The organism is Alteribacter aurantiacus DSM 18675, from assembly GCF_000429705.1.
Taxonomy (GTDB): Bacteria; Bacillota; Bacilli; order Bacillales; family Salisediminibacteriaceae; genus Alteribacter; species Alteribacter aurantiacus.
Genome location: NZ_KE386942.1, coordinates 211,308 through 229,542, shown reverse-complemented (window position 1 = coordinate 229,542; position 18,235 = coordinate 211,308). Strand labels below are relative to the sequence as shown.

21 protein-coding genes are annotated in these 18,235 nt (G+C 42.7%); 14 read left to right on the top strand and 7 right to left on the bottom strand.

Translation table 11 applies throughout. The annotated features are described in order from the left end of the window. Positions 1–5: 5 nt before the first annotated feature. Both G476_RS0116450 and G476_RS22990 read right to left on the bottom strand, forming a co-directional pair. Positions 6–836 (bottom strand): DUF368 domain-containing protein, encoded by an 831-nt coding sequence (locus G476_RS0116450; protein WP_035187217.1) that lies wholly within the window; start codon positions 834–836, stop codon positions 6–8. A 200-nt stretch (positions 837–1,036) separates the two neighbouring features. Next, the gene (locus tag G476_RS22990; protein WP_051314882.1) at positions 1,037–1,522 is read right to left on the bottom strand and encodes a hypothetical protein; all 486 of its coding nucleotides are present in this window, start codon (positions 1,520–1,522) and stop codon (positions 1,037–1,039) included. A gap of 239 nt (positions 1,523–1,761) precedes the next feature. On the opposite strand from G476_RS22990, the gene G476_RS0116440 reads away from it, so the two are divergent. From G476_RS0116440 to G476_RS0116395, 9 genes are all read left to right on the top strand, one after another. Continuing rightward, positions 1,762–2,214, top strand: coding sequence for a DUF1772 domain-containing protein (locus G476_RS0116440; RefSeq protein ID WP_035187216.1), 453 nt, complete (start codon positions 1,762–1,764; stop codon positions 2,212–2,214). A gap of 388 nt (positions 2,215–2,602) precedes the next feature. Continuing rightward, positions 2,603–2,809: a hypothetical protein gene (locus G476_RS23845; RefSeq protein WP_026691058.1), complete on the top strand. Its 207-nt coding sequence runs from the start codon at positions 2,603–2,605 to the stop codon at positions 2,807–2,809. Next, entirely contained in the window at positions 2,806–3,801 is a 996-nt protein-coding gene (locus G476_RS22985) for an SMI1/KNR4 family protein (RefSeq protein ID WP_051314881.1), read from the top strand. The genes G476_RS23845 and G476_RS22985 overlap by 4 nt, the downstream gene beginning before the upstream one ends. An 84-nt stretch (positions 3,802–3,885) precedes the next feature. Beyond that, entirely contained in the window at positions 3,886–4,161 is a 276-nt protein-coding gene (locus tag G476_RS0116420; protein ID WP_026691057.1) for a hypothetical protein, read from the top strand. Positions 4,162–4,497: 336 nt separating this feature from the next. Next, positions 4,498–4,683, top strand: coding sequence for a hypothetical protein (locus G476_RS0116415; RefSeq protein ID WP_026691056.1), 186 nt, complete (start codon positions 4,498–4,500; stop codon positions 4,681–4,683). A gap of 121 nt (positions 4,684–4,804) precedes the next feature. Then, a complete protein-coding gene (locus G476_RS0116410) occupies positions 4,805–5,719 on the top strand; it encodes an NAD(P)-dependent alcohol dehydrogenase (RefSeq protein ID WP_026691055.1) in 915 nt (304 codons plus the stop codon). Between the two features lie 82 nt (positions 5,720–5,801). Next, complete coding sequence (locus tag G476_RS0116405; RefSeq protein WP_026691054.1) at positions 5,802–6,296, top strand: GNAT family N-acetyltransferase; 495 nt, start codon at positions 5,802–5,804, stop codon at positions 6,294–6,296. A gap of 147 nt (positions 6,297–6,443) precedes the next feature. Next, positions 6,444–7,445 (top strand): DUF4003 family protein, encoded by a 1,002-nt coding sequence (locus tag G476_RS0116400; protein ID WP_026691053.1) that lies wholly within the window; start codon positions 6,444–6,446, stop codon positions 7,443–7,445. Between the two features lie 109 nt (positions 7,446–7,554). Further along, on the top strand, positions 7,555–7,881 hold the full coding sequence (locus tag G476_RS0116395) for a nucleoside triphosphate pyrophosphohydrolase (RefSeq protein ID WP_026691052.1): 327 nt from the start codon (positions 7,555–7,557) through the stop codon (positions 7,879–7,881). A gap of 29 nt (positions 7,882–7,910) precedes the next feature. On the opposite strand, the gene G476_RS0116390 is transcribed toward G476_RS0116395, so the two are convergent. Continuing rightward, on the bottom strand, positions 7,911–8,915 hold the full coding sequence (locus tag G476_RS0116390; RefSeq protein WP_035187213.1) for an HNH endonuclease domain-containing protein: 1,005 nt from the start codon (positions 8,913–8,915) through the stop codon (positions 7,911–7,913). Between the two features lie 311 nt (positions 8,916–9,226). On the opposite strand from G476_RS0116390, the gene G476_RS0116385 reads away from it, so the two are divergent. The 4 genes from G476_RS0116385 to G476_RS24100 all read left to right on the top strand — a co-directional run bounded on the left by G476_RS0116385 (position 9,227) and on the right by G476_RS24100 (position 12,530). Beyond that, positions 9,227–10,270 carry a helix-turn-helix transcriptional regulator gene (locus tag G476_RS0116385; protein ID WP_026691050.1) on the top strand — a complete coding sequence of 348 codons (1,044 nt, stop codon included), beginning with the start codon at positions 9,227–9,229 and terminating at the stop codon, positions 10,268–10,270. A gap of 69 nt (positions 10,271–10,339) precedes the next feature. Next, positions 10,340–10,507: a hypothetical protein gene (locus tag G476_RS23655; protein ID WP_156906613.1), complete on the top strand. Its 168-nt coding sequence runs from the start codon at positions 10,340–10,342 to the stop codon at positions 10,505–10,507. Between the two features lie 413 nt (positions 10,508–10,920). Next, positions 10,921–12,072, top strand: coding sequence for a S8 family peptidase (locus G476_RS0116370; protein ID WP_026691049.1), 1,152 nt, complete (start codon positions 10,921–10,923; stop codon positions 12,070–12,072). A gap of 329 nt (positions 12,073–12,401) precedes the next feature. Then, complete coding sequence (locus G476_RS24100; protein WP_281170469.1) at positions 12,402–12,530, top strand: hypothetical protein; 129 nt, start codon at positions 12,402–12,404, stop codon at positions 12,528–12,530. Positions 12,531–12,750: 220 nt separating this feature from the next. Here the strand turns inward: G476_RS24100 and queF are convergent, their stop codons facing one another. The 4 genes from queF to G476_RS22260 all read right to left on the bottom strand — a co-directional run bounded on the left by queF (position 12,751) and on the right by G476_RS22260 (position 17,253). Then, a complete protein-coding gene (gene queF / locus G476_RS0116355; protein ID WP_425387238.1) occupies positions 12,751–13,179 on the bottom strand; it encodes a preQ(1) synthase in 429 nt (142 codons plus the stop codon). Positions 13,180–13,228: 49 nt separating this feature from the next. Further along, complete coding sequence (locus G476_RS0116350) at positions 13,229–13,882, bottom strand: queuosine precursor transporter (protein WP_026691047.1); 654 nt, start codon at positions 13,880–13,882, stop codon at positions 13,229–13,231. Then, entirely contained in the window at positions 13,875–14,531 is a 657-nt protein-coding gene (gene queC / locus G476_RS0116345; protein WP_026691046.1) for a 7-cyano-7-deazaguanine synthase QueC, read from the bottom strand. The genes G476_RS0116350 and queC overlap by 8 nt, the downstream gene beginning before the upstream one ends. A 673-nt stretch (positions 14,532–15,204) precedes the next feature. After that, on the bottom strand, positions 15,205–17,253 hold the full coding sequence (locus tag G476_RS22260; protein ID WP_051314880.1) for a DUF7948 domain-containing protein: 2,049 nt from the start codon (positions 17,251–17,253) through the stop codon (positions 15,205–15,207). A gap of 207 nt (positions 17,254–17,460) precedes the next feature. On the opposite strand from G476_RS22260, the gene G476_RS0116335 reads away from it, so the two are divergent. Further along, positions 17,461–17,817, top strand: a complete 357-nt coding sequence (locus G476_RS0116335) for a hypothetical protein (RefSeq protein ID WP_026691045.1) — start codon at positions 17,461–17,463, stop codon at positions 17,815–17,817. Positions 17,818–18,235 lie beyond the last annotated feature (418 nt).

The following is an 18,235-nucleotide window of genomic DNA, read 5'->3' as shown; positions in this document are numbered from 1 at the left end:
TGACATTAATGAGCGTGGCTTGTCTTCAAATTGCTGATCGTTCTCACGATAAAAGCGCCAGCAGTGAATGTAAAGAAGGATGTAACTAGCATTGTAATATCAAAGCTCCACGGAATGCTTGTGAAGATAACAAATATGGAACCCGTAACAAGACCAATCATCGCTGCATAGGTTTCAGAAGAATAATGGATTAGCATATAGCGAATGAGTTTACTTGTGAACAAGACTCCAAGGCAGCCCCCTGCACCGAGAGTCAGGATCACAGGCAGATTCATTTCCGCGAGGGAAGAAATCGCTGTTTCATAAACACCTAATATCGTGAGAATTAAGGCGCCACTGATTCCGGGAAGGACAAGAGCGGTGCTAGCAATAAAGCCTGATGTAACAAAAAAGAGGTAGTCAGTACCTGATAAATTAGCAGGGTCCATGGTAGTCGTTCCGCCCAATGCTTGAAAGGCAAAAATGATGAGTAAGAACAACGCGATAATGCCGAAATGTTTTGTCGTAAGCCTATGGTTCGCCCGTTGTTCGGCTTCTTTCCAAAGGTAGGGGAGGAAACCGACGATGATCCCGGCAAAAAACATCATCGTTGGAACCCTATACGTACTCAACAAGTAGTAAATAATTGTTACTGAAATACCAAATCCAATCACCATCCCTGCTCCGAATGTAAGGAGGAATGGGATGACTTCTTTTCGTTTTTTTGTCGTTAACACGCTAAAGGAATAGATTAAACGTTCATAAAGACCGAGGATCATCGCCACTGTGCTACCGCTAATCCCAGGAACCGTTTCGATCATTCCTACAGCAAGTCCACGTAACATGATGCTAAACATGATGAATTTTTCTCCTTCGTATAAATCTTTTATTAATCTACCACAAAAAAAGTGAGCTTAATCTTCTGTTTGCGGGACTCATAGGTATATCAATTGTCTCTACAATAAACGATTACCACTCTAGTGATCGTTTTTTTAGTGATGTTTTCAATAATAAGGATCTTACCATAGGGAAATCATGAACGTACAACAGAATAGTCTCAATCATATCCCCCAACAGCCTTTGGCAACTTCTGATACTCCGGTTTTGGTTCAATGATTTCCTGATACAAGAAATCCATGAACGTTTCCCACCTCTCTGTGTGTCTAGAAGTACATGAGGTATCCCATACTTGGCTGTAGGTTTCGCCCCTGGCTTGCAAAGTTAGGTCATACGTGGGGTGAGGATCCATACAAGGCGATCCTTGTGTATGATCGGCTACGTCCAGTACATTGGCATCCCTCATTTTTTCATAAATAATGCTTTTCTCCGCATCTGTTAGGATCATATCAGTAGTCTCTTGTCCATTTTCGATCAAGTCTTTCGTGAACGTATCTTCAAAAGTATTCAGCTCATTGTTCGAGCCATATCCAAAATGGAGGGAAAAATCAAAGTCATCCGGCATCTCACTAGGTAGAGCGGATGTTTCATTACTGCAACTTACAAAGACTAAAACCAAGATTACTGCAAACACCATGCGTTTCACTATACCCCTCCTCGTCTCATTTAAAGACGCCAACAACACGCAAAAGTTTCGAGTGTGGTGAGGAAGCTTTTCCATAGGGAACACCATCTTTGAAAAATTGGGGGGGCTGGAACGGATTGGGGTATCAATCGCCCAAAAAGCAACTACATCTCAAGACCGAGAAAAGTTACGCCTCGGGCTCCTTATGAATGTGCCATCACGTTATTATGCTTAGTTTAGAAATGAAGTGAGGGTGATTGATGATGAAGAACAATTTTAAAGAAGTATTGCTATGGCTTTTTGTGATTAATCTAGGAATCTCTGTTGGTGCAGGATTATACGAGAGTTTGATTGTGATTCCTGAATATAAGGGAACACCTCCTAACGACTGGATAGAGACAGGCTTATCCTTTTGGGTTTATGTGAGTACAATTCCTTTAACGTTATTAACGATAGCCAATGGCGTGGCCGGTTGGAAAAGTAAGGGAAGAAGGAGAAAGTGGCTTTTAACAACTGTGGGGATTGTGGCTTTGGAAAGAATCTTTACCTTTTCTTATTTTATCCCAACTATGGCAGGGATGAAGGGCGGTGGCTTGCCTCAAGGAGAAATTGACGCTGTCCTCGATCAATGGACTTACCTTAATCATTTTCGTCACCTGTTATCGATTACAGCCTGGCTTTTAGCTATGAGAGTCATGACCATACAAAAATAAAAATCCCGATCATCAACGTGTCTGGGTTGGTGATCGGGTTTCTTTTTATGCTTCTTATCCATTCGGTGAAGAATGTCTTGTTTTGTTTTCCCTTGTCTAACGTGAGTGCTGAAACCTTGGACAGTCCCTCTGGAACGTGTCGCGTCACGCTTGTTGTTTCGAACGTCATGGTCGCGCCATTTTTTAGCTTTGCTTTTGGCCATTGTTTGTTCCTCCTTTATAACCTGTTCTTCCATTTTACAGGAATATTTGAAGAAAAGAAGCAGGATTTTTACTTCATCAAACAGAATGGATTCTTTTTGAAAGAAAAAAAGTATTTTTAGAGGGAATCGTGGTTCACGAAGGTCCGGTTGTGTAAAACAAAAGGTCCACAATAGGAGATCCATTCATGAGCAGGAAGGGGAAGATGACATTGACAGTCATGCTCGTCCTAGGTATCAGCATATATGTAGTATGGGCCCCTCTAACATTGTTGTCATTCAACGATTCAATAGAAACCATGTTGGACAACGAAGAGGCTTTAGAACGATCACATGTTTCAGTGGTGGCTCCACTATCGAGACAACATCATATGGAAAGAGGTTCAAAACGATGAAAAAGATTTGGGACAAGGACATACATAGTGAATACAAACTCTCCTCCCTCACATCAGAAGACATTGAAAAAGCAGAAAAGCATCTTCAAGTCCAACTGCCAAAAGCATACATTGCTTTATTGGAGGAACAAAATGGCGGCGCACTTCGCTATAACGCCATTCCATCACCAAAACCTACGGTGTGGGGAGAAAACCATGTGACTACCACCTATCTGAAAGGAATCGGGAAAGGTACGGGACTCTATGAAAATGTGTATCTCCTTCAAGAATGGGGGCTGCCAGAAGGTCTACTATTGTTAAATGGCGATGGGCACACGTGGCTCGCCCTCGATTACCGAGAGCGTTTTGGAGAACCGACGGTCATTTATACAGAAGTGGATTCCGATTTTGTTGTTAAAGTAGCTGACACCTTCGACGATTTCTTAAGCGCACTTTATTGGGAGAAAGAGCCCATTCTGGCTGTACAGGAAACGACTGTGACGATTGAGGACGCGAATAGGATTTTTCAACAAGGATCAGAAGAAGAAATTGTACACGCTTTGATGGTGTTAACTCAAGAGGAGTTAGATCTCACATGGTTCACTCCTCAGCTACTTGTATTAAGTAAGCACCCAAGTGCTACCGTGCGAGGAGAGGTCGCCAGCAACGTATGGAACTTTCTCTCGTACCAACTCGAAGACGACACGTTGGATCAATTGGTTCAAACCTTTCAACAGGACAAGGACGCCGATGTTCGAATGTACGCCGAGCTGATTATGGAAAAAAGAAAGCACACCTTTGAGCAATTGAAGAATGACTTGGAACAAGGTGAGATGGTTAGTTTTTTGTTAAACGGTGAGATCTATCACGTGTATGAAGAAAATAAGCAGTGGCATCTAGGTAATTCCGAATCAGAACTAGAATCCTATTCCACGAGTGCCGAATTGTTGAACAAAGGAAGAATTAATGGACAAACCATGAAGTCGTTGTGGCCAGAGGTTCGAAAGGTCTAAAGGCGCCTGCCTCATTTGTTGGATATTGTAATGGCACACTGATTTGTGAAGATGCAAGGCCAAAAACGAAAGGAGAAGAAAACCATGTTCTTGAATTATTTGCCTCAAGGCTTCTGGTTGTCCATCGTCGCTTTTGTGACGCTCCAGTGGGTTGCAATTCCAATCATCGCCCATTTCACGTCCACAGCTGGTGGGGTCATGATGGGCATTCTGTTCATCATTTCCGTTGTGTATCCCATGTATGTCTTATGTTCACTTCTATACCTTAACCAGGTGAAAAGACTGAGCGGCGAGCAACTCATGATCGCATCCATTTTTCTTCTCATACCGTTATTTGCCTACATTCCTCTAGTGGCGTAGGGAGTCATATAGAGAGATAAGAGCTATACCGTTAAAAAAGCGGATGGAACCGTTAATCATAGGACCGATACCGGGAAAAGCTAGCATGAAGCCGTTAATCATAAAAATGAAGTCGTGAAAAACCATGACACAGCCGTGAAAAACCAAAACAAAAGCAAAAAAACCAACTAAAAGGGGAATAAATCGAGTAGTGAGTGGCGTAGTTGAATGAAAGGTTTACCACACATAGAAAAAGTGGGCTGAATGTGGTCCGCTTTTTTCGTTGTGATCTCCCCCTTTTATACTCATTTCCACTACTTAATAAGTATTGATACGAGAAAAAATGGAGGGGATTTTATGGGAGTGTATGTCTTTATATTGATGAATGAAGGTACGAACCGATCAAACGGTCCATTCGCTCGTAGCCGAACATATAAAATGGTGGTAGGAAAAAACGAAATGACGTTTCAAACGCTTCAAACTGTTGTTTCACGGAAACGTTTAGACGGAACAATACCAGAGATTACTACAGAGATTACATAAATATAAAACACCTTTGTCGACGGCGCTCCCTAAAACGCAAGTGAACAAATCAAAATAAAGGAAAGACGAGGGCCTGGTGCGAATATCATGTATCAAAGTTGACTAAAAGGAGGCAGTGCGTTTGAAAGCGATCGTCTGTACAGCATATGGAGATCCAAGTGTCTTGCAGCTAAGAGAGGTCAAGATGCCTGTTCCAACGGATCATGAGGTCCTTATCAAAGTCCATGCAGCTTCAGTTACCTCGGCAGACTGTCGCATACGTGCTTTTTGCAGTCCTCCTTTGTTTTGGGTTCCCATGCGAATGGTCATTGGTATTACAAGACCAAGAAGAGCCATTCTCGGTGTCGAGCTTTCAGGTGTAATTGCACAAGTGGGTAAGAAGGTCACTCGGCTGAAAGAGGGAGATCCTGTGTTCGCCATGACAGGCATGAAGTTTGGTGCCTACGGCGAGTATTGTTGTTTGCCTGAAAAGGGATTGATTGCGATAAAGCCTGATCAAGCAAGCTTTGAAGAAGCGACAGGTATGTTATTTGGAGGAACATCCGCTTTGCATTTTCTCAGAAAAGGAAAGATCACCAAAGACCAAAGAGTGCTTATATACGGAGCATCAGGGGCAGTGGGGACATCAGCGGTTCAGCTTGCCAAACATTTCGGCGCCAATGTAACGGGAGTATGCAGTGAGGCCAACCAATCGTTAGTTGCCGAACTCGGTGCGGACGACGTGATGAATTATGAAAAAGAAGATGATACGAGAATAAAAGAGAGATATGACCTTGTGTTTGATGCTGTTGGAAAAATAACAAAGGCGCACGCTAACAAATGGGTAACACCTACAGGAATATATGTGACAGTGAATCGAGGAATGGCAGCAGAGCGTTTAGAAGATGCTATTTTCCTTCGTGAGCTTTTTCAAGCAGGGGCACTAAAACCAGTAATTGATCGTGTGTATCCTTTTGAAAAGATCCAAGAAGCCCATGCATACGTGGACAAAGGTCATAAAAAAGGCAATGTCGTCGTGCGGATCCGTGATAAGTAGGTCTTAAGACACGAAAAAATGTGTGAAATGTGTAAAAGAGGGAATGGGGTACGTACACACATCACTACAGGGGGGCTTTACGATGTCTAAAAAAAGCATGAATCGACTGGAACGGTTAAGAGAGGCACTCAACGGTACACGCCATTATAAACAGCCAGAGATCGCCTATACATATAAAAAAGAAGCGGTTTTGTTATCCACATTTACAACCAATAAGCGAACGGTCTTTTACCTGTTCACGCTCACAGGAGAAGACTATTATCAAAAGCACCAAATCACACTAGAAGAGAGAGAGAGTGCTCTGTACATTACCGAACTGATCTTACTGAACAAAGAACAGTACAACAAAGGGTACGGCAGTTTGCTCATCCAAAAAGCGGTCGACTTTGCAAAAGAAGAAGGGTTAACGAGAGTGATCCGTAACTTCTCGTCTGAAGAGGCAACAGCCTATAATCGTAACGTATCATTGTTTAAAAAGAACGCCTTTCATGTATTCGGTTCAGAGGCTGTTAAAGAACTATCCGAAGGGGCGGAACCGAGTCAAACGTCCCCGGAAGTGGAAGTCGCCGCAGATTAAATCGGTTTGAAAGCTTCTCGCTCACCAATGCGAGGAGCTTTTTCTTTTTAATAGCTCACCGGTTCTTTATATGGAAAGGAATTCGGGAACTATTTCCCCTCCTCGTCCGTACATAAAGGAACAACATTTTCAAAGGAGTGGGCAGAGATGCATGAACATGCTTTAAACGTAAAGGACAAAATCGATTTATTGGTACAAAATGAACAAGCGGTTAAAAAAGCAACGGCTTGGACGGGCCTCGATACGAAAACACGTCTCCTCCTTGCAGCGATGTTTGCCAATCGTCATCAAGAAACAAATGCAGACGAGTTTAAAGACGTTGCCAACTGGATCAAAGAACAGACGTCAGCTTGGTCCTATATAAGAGGCAACATTCGTTTCTCGGTTGCCGCAAACCTGATGCTCTATACAGACGATCCCCACAAAGCCTTCGATGAGATGATGAAAACGTATGAAGTCTTACTCGAAGCGGGATTCAGGCGCCATAACGCCACGTACTTAGCCGCACTTGCACTCACAACACAAACGCCGAACATCAGCGACACGGACCGGGAAGTGTTGGCCAAACGAGCAATGACGTTGTACAAAGAGGTCAGAAAAGGGCAAGTGTTCAACACAAACGAATACGACTATCCGTTGATTGTGCTTTTGGCTAAAGGAAGAGCGGATGATATACAAAACATAGGAGCAGAAGTCAGCGACACATACCAAAAGCTTCGCCGTGGAAATTGGAAGAGGGGCAATGAGCTCCAAGGGATCACACACATCCTCGCCCTCGATTCTGAAAAAAGCGTCGATGCCCACATCGATAAAGCGAACGAACTGTTCGAAGAGTGGGAGCGAGAAATCGGTCGCGTAAGGCCAGCATACTACAGTGAAATCGGTGCACTAACCGTACGAAACGCCGTCAAAGCCGACATCGCTACCGTAAAAAAACACGAAGAAAAGCTCCATGCCCTCTCATCCTTTCGCTGGAACAAAGAGCTAGGAACCATCATCGCCGCCCAATTCACCGCGAGCAGCGACCTAGAAGAATCGCCACTCAACGAGCATATGCTCACAACCCTCTCCATTCTTCAGCAAGCAGAAATGGCAGCCACCATGGCCGCAGTTGGAGCAGTGACCGTGGCCACGACGAGTGGGAATTGATAATCTAACAACGAGCATGGGAGATGAGATCCCCATGCTTATTTATTGGATCAGCTGACTGAAATGACATGAAATTGCTATGTTAATACAAAAAAGGAGTCATGGGACAATGCCTGTATACAACAAACTCGTACGTGACCAAATCCCTGAAATCATTAAGGCCAGTGGTAAAACTCCAATTATAAAAAAATTATCCGATCAAGATTACATAAGATTTGCTAAAGAAAAGTTGGGAGAAGAATTGAACGAATACTTGGAAGCAAAAAATGATGAGGAAGCGGTTGAGGAGCTTGCGGATCTGATGGAGTTAATCCAATGCTTGGCAGAAAAACACGGGAGTTCAGTGGAACAATTAGAGTCTGTAAGACGAGAGAAGGCTGAGAAGCGAGGGTCATTTAAGGAAAAGTTATACTTAAGTGAAGTTCTTCATACATAAAAAGGTCGGAAGTGTTCCTTCCAACCTTATTACATATAAACTGGCGTCCAAAAGTCATCAAATCCGTTTTTACGAGAATACTCGTACATCTTTTCGATTTTCCCAGCATCGTAATTACTAATTTTTGTTTGGATCGATGGTTCTGATATGGTAATGAGTTTTTCGTTACGTATCTGTAGTTTTTCTAAGTATTGATCAATTGCGAGTTTGTCATTTTTAGTAGTATTACATCTGCTACAAGAAAGAACAAGGTTCCAAATCTGATCGGATTGAACAAAAGACCAAGGAACAAAATGATCCACATGAACGTGGCGTTTTCCACTAGTTAATTCCTTGTCACAATAAAAGCATCGCTTCTCAAAATGATTTAATAAGATTTTTTCAAAAGGCTTAAGTGTTCCCCGCTTAGTGATATCTTCTACCTTGAAAATGAGATAATCAACGGCTCGTCCGTTGAGCTCTTCAATTTTCTTTGCCATATGATAATTGGTTAATTGAATCAACAAAGATTGATAATTAAGCATGAAGGTGTACACATTTTTATCAAAGCGGAAGTACTCTCCTTTATGGGCAAACTCGTAAAAGTTGCCTCGAGTATCCCCGTATAAAGCTCCAAAAACATTTTCTTTCATAGCCTTTTGTTTTATATTCTTAATCAGATCACATTGTATGGCGTCAGAAAGCTTATCAAAATTATAGCCTTGTGGGATATTGTATTTATTTTGCTCTTCCAATACGAGTGTAGCTGCTTTTGCATTACGGCTTCCAGGGTTGTGTTGGGTAATACCATGAACCGCGACAAGGTTCCAGTAGACTTTAGCAAAAGTGTAGGCTAACTGATCATAGGTGAGTTCTAGCTTGCCGTTCACTTCATATAAATTTTCAATCATAGATTTCATGAGTGCGTATTTATAAGTAGATTGTTTAACAGATTTAGAAGATAAAAAGGACGAGAATATCCTCCAGATCTGTTCATCAGTCAAGTAGGCATGATGCAATTTACCTTCTCTTAACTTACTATTTTTGATTTTCATAACGCAGACCACCTAACTACCAGATAGATCCAATGTATCAATGAAAGCATGAAACTGCAAATCAACTTTGAATGGTTAATTTCTCTTCTTTCTTTGCTAATATAAGATATGTTAGAATAATCAAATATTGTCTAGGTCTATTCTTGTATCCTTTGAGGGACTTTATTAGGTTTTATTGGGAATTTATTAGGATATAGGTAGAATGGTAGTATTTTCATGTGTAAGAAATTTCGATAAGATGGAAAAGAGGACCTTTAGGACTAGGTTTCTGAGAGCCGGTAGTAAGCCGGGCTGTGTTGGGAGTGAGCCGGATGAATGGGAAAGTGTTGAAGTATCACCGATTAAAACATCGGAAGAAGCAAGATGAAGTGTGTAAGGGGATTTGTTCGGTATCTTATTACAGCAAGATTGAGAATGATCAAATCGAGGTGAGTGAGGATATCCTCGATCGATTAATGGAGCGTCTAGGTATTGATGAAGGCGCGAAGTCTGTACATAATGACAGTTATTTGAGAGAGCGAATTCAAGCTTTGAATGAAGCAGTCATTGATCGTGAGCTTGAGAAGGCGAAGGAACTGGCATCGGCTTTACAAGATCAAATGACATTTGTTCAAAATCCGAATTTGATCGTTTTATTTGAATTAATATTTGCTCGTCTTCAGTTGTTGCACGGTGGCCTTTTGAAGGCGAAAGACATTTTGGATAAAAACGAAACATACATCAAAGAGGGTGAAAACCCTGAGCTTTTGTTTCATTTTTTGAAAATGAAAAGCGTGTGCGTGTATACGGACCAAGAGTTCCACGAATCCCTTGGTTATTTAAAGGAAGCGGATCGTCTTTTAACGGTGTCAAGCTTCCCTCATAAAGATGTGGTCGATCTGTACTACATGCTTGGCCTTACGTCTTACCGGGTGGAGGATATCAATGCGAGCATGTACCACTTGAATGAAGCGGTGAAGGTGTATGATGCAAACTATGAGTATCACCGAAGCGGGGACTGCAGGCTTCTTCTTGGCCTTTGTTACAAAGTGATCGACAAGTTCCAACAGGCAGAGAAGCAGTTTGAGCTTGCCATGAAGCTCGCTCGCAACATTAAAGACGAGAAGCTGGAGTCTAAAGTCCTTCAAGCGAAAGGGGAGACCTACGGGGCGATGAACCGTTCCATGGAGGCTATTCACCACTTTCAGCTGAGCTATCGTCTGCGAAAAGGAACAGACAGGCTGATTAGCGTGGTGGCTATTCTCGATCAGTTCGGAAAAATGATGCTTTACAGTGAAATGAAAAGCTGGATTGAACACGGTTTTGAGATTTTGGAAGAGCATAAGCGTAAAAGCAATAGTTTTCTCGTGAAGTAGTACCATTATCACCTGCTGTACTACAAGCATCTTTCTCATGAGGCGGATTTCAGTGAGTTTGAGCCAGTCTTGAAAGAGGAGATTATTCCGTTCTTTGAAGAAAACCCAAGGCCGGAATACGTCTATCGCTACGCCAAGCACCTAGCTTCCCTTTATGAAAAGAAGCAACAACACGCCAAGGCTGTTCAATATTATAAAAAAGCGATGAAAGCTCTTGAGAGCTTAAAGCAACATTAAATAAAAAGAGGATGTCCGGCAATGGGACATCCTCTTTCTTTATCCGAGCCATTGGTTATAGTAGGCCATTACGCCAAAAATTGCACCGATGAATGCAGCAATGCTCATTGTTATGACCATCACTTTAGGTTGTTCCCAAAAGGCTTTCGAAAACATAGACTCCCTCCTTTTAGGTTAATTTTAACATAATATCCCAACTCCTTGGCATCACAAAGACCTCGACCTTTTGTCATGAAGGGGACGGATGTCTGATAATCGTGGTGTGAGAATCGAACGAATCATGTTGAAAAAAATGTAAATAAAACAGTAAGTTATCTGTAAATTTGAAATTTTTGTTGAATTATCCTCCTTTTCCTTGCTAAAGTACGAGTTACAACTTTTTCTAATTCACAAGTGGGAAGGGAGAAAACAATATGAAAAGACATTCGTTTTTTAAGAAGGTAGCAGGTGCAGCCCTTGGTGCAACACTCGTTTTCGGAGGAGCAAGTGGATTTGTATCAGCAAATGAATCAGGAGAGACAAAGGAATATTTGGTTGGTTTTCAACCTGGAGCAGCAGCTTCAGATAGCGTGAATGCGTTAAGTCAGGTTACCGCTCTTGGTGGAGAGGTGGAGCATGAATTTGATTTTGCAGACATCGTCCATGTTTCTTTACCTGAACAGGCCGTCCGAGGGTTAGAAAATAATCCGAATGTAGCGTTTGTAGAAGAAAATCACGAAGTTCAAGCGTATGCTCAAGAAGTCCCTTATGGTATTGAACAAATTGGCGCTATTGATGTTCAGGTCAACGACGGAAACACAGGTAATGGCGTGAGTGTGGCCGTGTTGGATACGGGGATTGCCGCTCATGAGGATTTGAATGTGGTTGATGGTGAGAGCTTTATCGCAGGTGAACCTGATTACGAAGACTATAATGGTCATGGTACACACGTTGCGGGAACCGTCGCCGCCCTTGATAATGACTTAGGTGTTCTCGGTGTGAGCCCTGACGTTGATCTCTATGCTGTCAAAGTATTAGGTGCTGATGGGGGCGGTTCCCACGCATCCATTGCTCAAGGCATTGAGTGGGCGGTTGATAATGATATCGATGTTGTGAACATGAGTCTTGGTGGTGCTGTAGGTTCGACGACACTTGAGCAAGCAGTAAATTACGCTCATAGTCAAGGTGTAACTCTTATTGCAGCAGCCGGTAATGAAGGATCACTCATTCCTGGTTTGAATACGATCGGATACCCAGCAAAGTATGATAATGTGATCGCGGTTGGAGCGGTTGACTCAAATAACAACCGTGCCTCGTTCTCGAGTGTTGGAAATGAGCTAGATGTGGTGGCCCCAGGCGTGAGCATATTGAGCACGTACTTGGGTAATGACTACGCAGCGTTGAACGGCACGTCCATGGCTTCCCCACACGTGGCAGGAGCAGCAGCGCTACTACTGGCAGAAAATCCAGGATTGACGAACGATCAAGTGCGCGCGGTATTTAACGAAACAGCCGTTCCACTGGGAGATCACTTCTATTACGGAAATGGATTAATTGATGTAAGAGCGGCGATTGATGCTCAGTAAGTTAGATAGAATAAGAGAGTCTCGCTTTCGGGCGAGGCTTTTCTTTTTGTTAGGTGAAGGGGGGGTAGATGAAGAAGGGATTTGTGTTTTTATTCATTTTGGGAATGCTGGTTGGGATGTTTCTTCTTTCATCATTGTTTCGTTAATGACACGGTTTGTTTAATTAAAGAGGCAGATTGGGCAAGTGGTGCGTGGGGGAGGTTGAGGCACCCCACTTTACTGTTTAGAACATAGGTGGCACCATAGAGACAATAAGGAGCGGAATGATCTGTTCCACTACATAGAAGAGAAATAGGGCCTAAAGAGGTAGAGAGTGAGGAGGGGGAATAATGGAAACGGTGTTACTCGTGTTGATTGTGATTGGATTAGGGACGGCTGTTGGGCTTCTTAAAGAGCAATCTGGACAAAATAAGAAGATTATTGCGTTGTTGAAGGAGATGAGAGAGGATCGGAAGTGAGTTTGGATACTTGGCGGAGTGCACTTTGGAGCTAACTGGAGCGATTGCAAAATAAGTGGATGGAATCTGAAATAAGTGGATCAAACAAAAAATAACTGGATCATCCGAAATGAGAAATACTCCATCCACCCCAACGCCACTCCAAAAATTCTCTGCGCCTCCCATAAATGAACGCAACACAAAAAAGCCACCCCGCTTATAGAGGTGGCTTCATTTTCGTTTATCGATTATCAATGGTCTCCGGATACAAGTCGTGTTGGACTAAACGTTGCTGGGCGAAATTCTCCCATTTCGTGCCAGGCTTACCGTAGTTTACGTATGGGTCGATGGAGATTCCGCCACGAGGGGTGAATTTGCCCCAAACTTCAATGTAACGAGGGTCCATTAACTCAACTAAGTCGTTCACGATCTTGTTGATGCAGTCTTCGTGAAAGTCGCCGTGGTTACGGAAGCTAAACAAGTATAGCTTAAGCGACTTAGATTCAACCATTTTTTTATCCGGAATGTAGCTGATGTACACGGTGGCGAAATCCGGTTGACCGGTTTTCGGACATAAGCTTGTAAACTCCGGACAGTTGAATTTGACGAAGTAGTCACGGTATTGGTGGACGTTTTCGAATGCTTCTAAAACGGATGGATCGTAATCCATTCGGTATTCGGTTTTATTGGAGCCGAGTTGCTCGACTTCTTTTTCGCGATCATACTGCATAGCTTTCTTCCTCCTTGTTTTTTGGGGTGTCGGTTTTTCTTAACCATTTGACCATCATGTAAATGAACGGTGTATCAAGTGCGGCGATTCCGATCTTGACCAAGTATTGCACACCAATCATGGCGAGAAGGGCGCTCACGGGCATTGTGCCATAGAACGCGACTACTACAAAGATCGTAGAATCAAGCAATTGACTGGCGAACGTACTCCCGTTGTTTCGAAGCCACAAGTGACGGCCGCTGGTCATTTCTTTTAGCTTGTGGAAAAAGTGCACATCAAACAGCTGGCTCACAAAGTAGGCAAGTAGTGACGCGGCAACGATTCTAGGAACGGCACCGAGAATCATTTCAAACTCTGCCTGCATTGGCCAAAAGTCCGCTGCAGGAAGGGAGATAGCCATATAGAAAAAGCCGATCATCATTAAGTTTGTGAGTAGCCCGATAATAACGACTCGTTTTGCCGTCGCTTTTCCGTATACCTCACTAATGGAATCCGTAATTAAGAACGTCAGCGGATAGGTAAGGAGTCCGGCTGTGAGAACGGCAGAGCCGATCGTAAACAGCTTTACGGAAATGACATTTGAGACGAAAAGGGCAGTAAAGAAGATCCCAGCGAGCAGGATCAGTTTGTCTTGTTTATTCATCGAGAGCACCGTCCTTTTCAGAAAGGTACTCATTTAGGCCTCGTGCGCGGAGCTTACAGGCAGGGCAGTCGCCGCAGCCGTCACCGACAATGCCGTTATAGCATGTGAGGGTTTTGTAACGGACGAAGTCAAGTCCGTTCAAGTCATCGGCAAGCTTCCACGTTTCTTTTTTATCCAAGAACATGAGTGGTGTGTGAATGACGAAGTTTTCGTCCATGCTCAAGTTCAGTGTGACGTTCATGGATTTAACAAACGAGTCACGGCAGTCCGGATAGCCGGAAAAATCCGTTTCACATACGCCGGTAATGATGTGTTTGGCATCGATTTGTTTACCGAAAATACCGGCCATGAGGAGGAAAAGATGATTGCGTCCATCCACAAATGTGGTTGGGTATTTTTCTCCTTCTTCAATGGCGATGTCATCACGAGTCAAGGCGTTGGCCGTGATTTGACCGAGCATGCTGAGATCCATCACGTGATGGGGAACGTTGAGTTCGTCCGCGATCTCTTTTGCGTGCTCGAGTTCTTTTTTATGACGCTGGCCGTAGTCAAAGGACAGGGCAGCGACGTCATCAAAGTTTTTCAGCGCCCACAAAAGACAGGTGGTACTGTCTTGGCCTCCGCTGAACACAACGATTGCTTTTTTCAATTTCGTTCACTCCTAGTTTTGATTTGTAAAGCGGAGGATGGTTACGAACTCCGCTACCTTACTACTCTAACAAATCTTTCCGTAAAATGTTAGTGGTACTTTACTGGAAGTACGGACATGTGTGTAGTTAGACTCAATAGGTGTATTTGTAAACATTTTATTACATAAAATGGATACTTCGTTAGCTTAGAAAATGTATAATCAAAAGAGCAAAACATCGCTTTTTAGACATATCTTTTTAATTAACGCTCCCGTTACTTTAACTGAAATAATAAACAAAATGAACACTTACTATATTCATAAAAATGAACCAAAATATCTGATCTTTTTCCAATCATATTAAAGGATTTTAGTTAGACGTTCCTTCATATTTCATTCCTCACTCCTACTTTTCAATTATTTTTCAAGAGACAGGATTAGCAGTAAATTTCTGGATTAATTTTGTTTAAATTAAGATAATTAAATCTTTTTCTATTTCAAACATTATTGTTTTTTCTGCGCTAAGGGTACTTTCATTAAATTGTTTTCTTGAACCTTTAGGATAGGGATGTGGAGTATTTAGGATAAATATAAATCTGGCTAACAAACTCTCCTGCCATTTATCTCTGATTTATGGAAAAACAGAAAAAGCTTACCACGATCGTCGTTATCGGGGTAAGCCGCCTCCATCTCTTTAAGTAGGGAGTTTCGTAACTAAAACATCAGTGCCACCATTCAATACAACATTAAAGGCGCCGGGTGTGGTCGGATAGTCCGTGGAATCTGTAAAACCTGCTGCGTAAGCATTACCGTAGGCATCCACCTCAATGGCTCTTCCCTGATCTACATTCGAACCGCCAAGGTACGTTGAGTAAACCAGTGTCTGCCCACTTGTATCCATCTTCGTTAAAAATACATCTTGTACGCCATTAAACACCGTATCGAAGGCATCGGTTGTTGTCGGAAAGTCAGATGAAGCTGTAAAGCCTGTCACATAGGCTTGGTCATAGATGTCGGTTGCAATTGCAAAACTGTCCTCTTCGTTCGTGCCTCCAAGGTAGGTGGAGTACACGAGCGACTCGCCAGTGGCACTCAGTTTCGTTACCAGCACATCAAAACTGTTTGTAAAAACAGGATCAAAAGCGCCTGGTGTTGTTGGATAGTCCGCTGAAAATGTCCGTCCTGTCACATACGCATTTTCATAGGCATCTAGTGTAATGGATCGTCCTTCATCAAAACCGGATCCTCCTATAAACGTGGAATATACCAGTGTCTTGCCACTCGCATCAAGTTTTGTAACTAGGAGATCAAATTCACCATTATAAACCTGGTCAAAGGCGCCGGGGGTTGTCGGGTAGTCTGCAGATTCCGTCACCCCTGTCACGTATGCATTGCCATACTTATCGATCTCAATGTCTTTGCAGAAATCTTCTGCTGTGCCTCCCAAATAGGTCGAATATACCAGTGTTCTCCCACTGGCATCAAGCTTTGTCACAAACCCATCAAAATCCCCATTTAACGACTGATCAAAGGCGCCGGGTGTGGTCGGAAAATCTACAGAGTTTGTAAAACCAGTTATATAGGCATATCCGTAGGCGTCTACAGCATTGCCAATTCCAATACCAAAATCATCGCCAATTCCTCCAACGTACGTGGAATAAACCAATGTGCTCCCGCTTGCATCCAGTTTTACCGTAAATACGTCAAAACTGGAATCACTCAGTGTGGTTTCAAAGGCATCAGGGGTGGTTGGAAAGTCTTGTGAATCGGTAAATCCTACTACATGTGCGTTTCCATAAACATCAACAGTGAGATCCCTGCCTTCATCAAAACCTGTGCCACCTAGGAAAGTCGAATACACGAGTGCACTGCCGCTTGCATCGAGTTTTGTGACAAAGCAATCAAACTCACCATTGTATACTACGTCAAAGGCGCCAGGCGTAGTCGGATAGTCGGAGGATTCAGTAAACCCTGTCACATACGTATTTCCATAGTCATCCACAGCATTTCCGTTTGCAAAATCACCTAGAGTGCCTCCCACATACGTGGAATACACGAGTCCCGGGTCAATTATTAGAACAGTCCTGGGATCATAATCATGCACTGCGAAACCAAAAATAGACTCCTCATTCATCGTAAACAAGGTTTGTATTTCTTGCTTTTTATCTTTCACAGACTGGTAGGTAAACGGCTTTTTGTCTTGGAAGATTCCAAGTGGTGTTTTCAGGTTGATATTTCCGTCTTCGCTAAGCCATAGATCATCCGCACCTTCATACTTGAAGCGGATATCGTTAACATTGGCCCCCGGATGAACGACAAAATCATACTTTAACTTTCCTGCTTTTTCATAAAAGATGACATCGATGCCCGGCCAAACGGATTCGTACGTTACCCTTGAGAATGAGGGGACATTGCGGAGCCAATTGGCCGGATTACTGCCTTTAAAATAGTTGGTTATATAACTCTGCTTTCTATGACCTTTCGCAGCCACTTCGGTGTTCGAACCGATAAAGCGGAAAAACAGCGTGACTCCTTTTGTGGTCTTTTTCCTATCGTAAATTTTTGTTCCTCTAGAGGAGTGATCGTAAAACGTCAGGTACACACCATTTTTCACAAATTCTAAGGAGCAGTCGGCACCGTATGCGTAAAAAAGAATGTCGTCACATTTCTGTCCTTTATTTTCAATAAAGTAGAGGGGGAGCCGGTTTGTCTGAATGTCTTTTTCTGGCAATTCTTTTTTCATCTCATCCTCCTTATCTTTGAACCGAATAGCATCATTTTTTTCACTGTTCACCTTTTGTAAGCATATGCGCTACCGGTTGTCTTTTATCATTTTTTCAAAAGGTACCCCGTTGGCTTAGTGAACGTTTTAGGAAAAAAGGTAGAAAGATTTCAGTTGAAACTGCGTACATTTTATCGTGAGGAGATTAAGAAAGGAGTGGATTTGAGGATGGGAATCGTTATACCAGGACAAAGTACAGGAACACATACGTTTTTATCCAATATTTCACAGGAAAATGACGGCAACCCCCAAGTATATTTTGATGATCGCACGGCAAACGAAAATGTCACGCTTGTGAGTGTGAGAAACACGACAGCAACAGACCCTTTGACCCCCATGACGGTTGAAATTACGCTTCAAGATGGGCCGCCTGTAGTAGAGTCTGTTCCACAAAACCGCTTTTTAGCCATTCAACTTCAGAATGTTGTTTCAGTTTCAATTACCGGAACAGGGCCAGATCCGGTGCTGATGACAGGTGAGGTGAATATTCAGCAAACCTTCTGTCTTGACTGCTCAACTTCATAAAATGTGTGAGAAGCGATTCAGCCGAAGATAAGAGACCTTACCGATTTGTTAACGGACTTATTTGAAGTTAAAACACGAACAAATTTCCACATCTTTCACAGCTAAAATCGCAGTATTATTCCTATTTTCAAAAGACCCGAAGAATTCGTCTTCGGGTCTTTTTTATGTTGGTTTTTCTAACACTACCTGTTAGTTTTAATAAAATAAAAAGAGATGGTCTCTTTTTACCATCAGTATGCCGGAGAATCGTTCCATTCCTTCATACATTTCCTAATAAAAACTATTTGCCCAGCATGCCTAGCTATTATAATTTAGTAAAGCAATCGTGTGCGATAGTCAACTTATCATGACAGGCCTCTTATGCGGCAAACTGTTTTTGGAAAGTGATTAGATTTATATTCGTGTAAGTGATCATCAA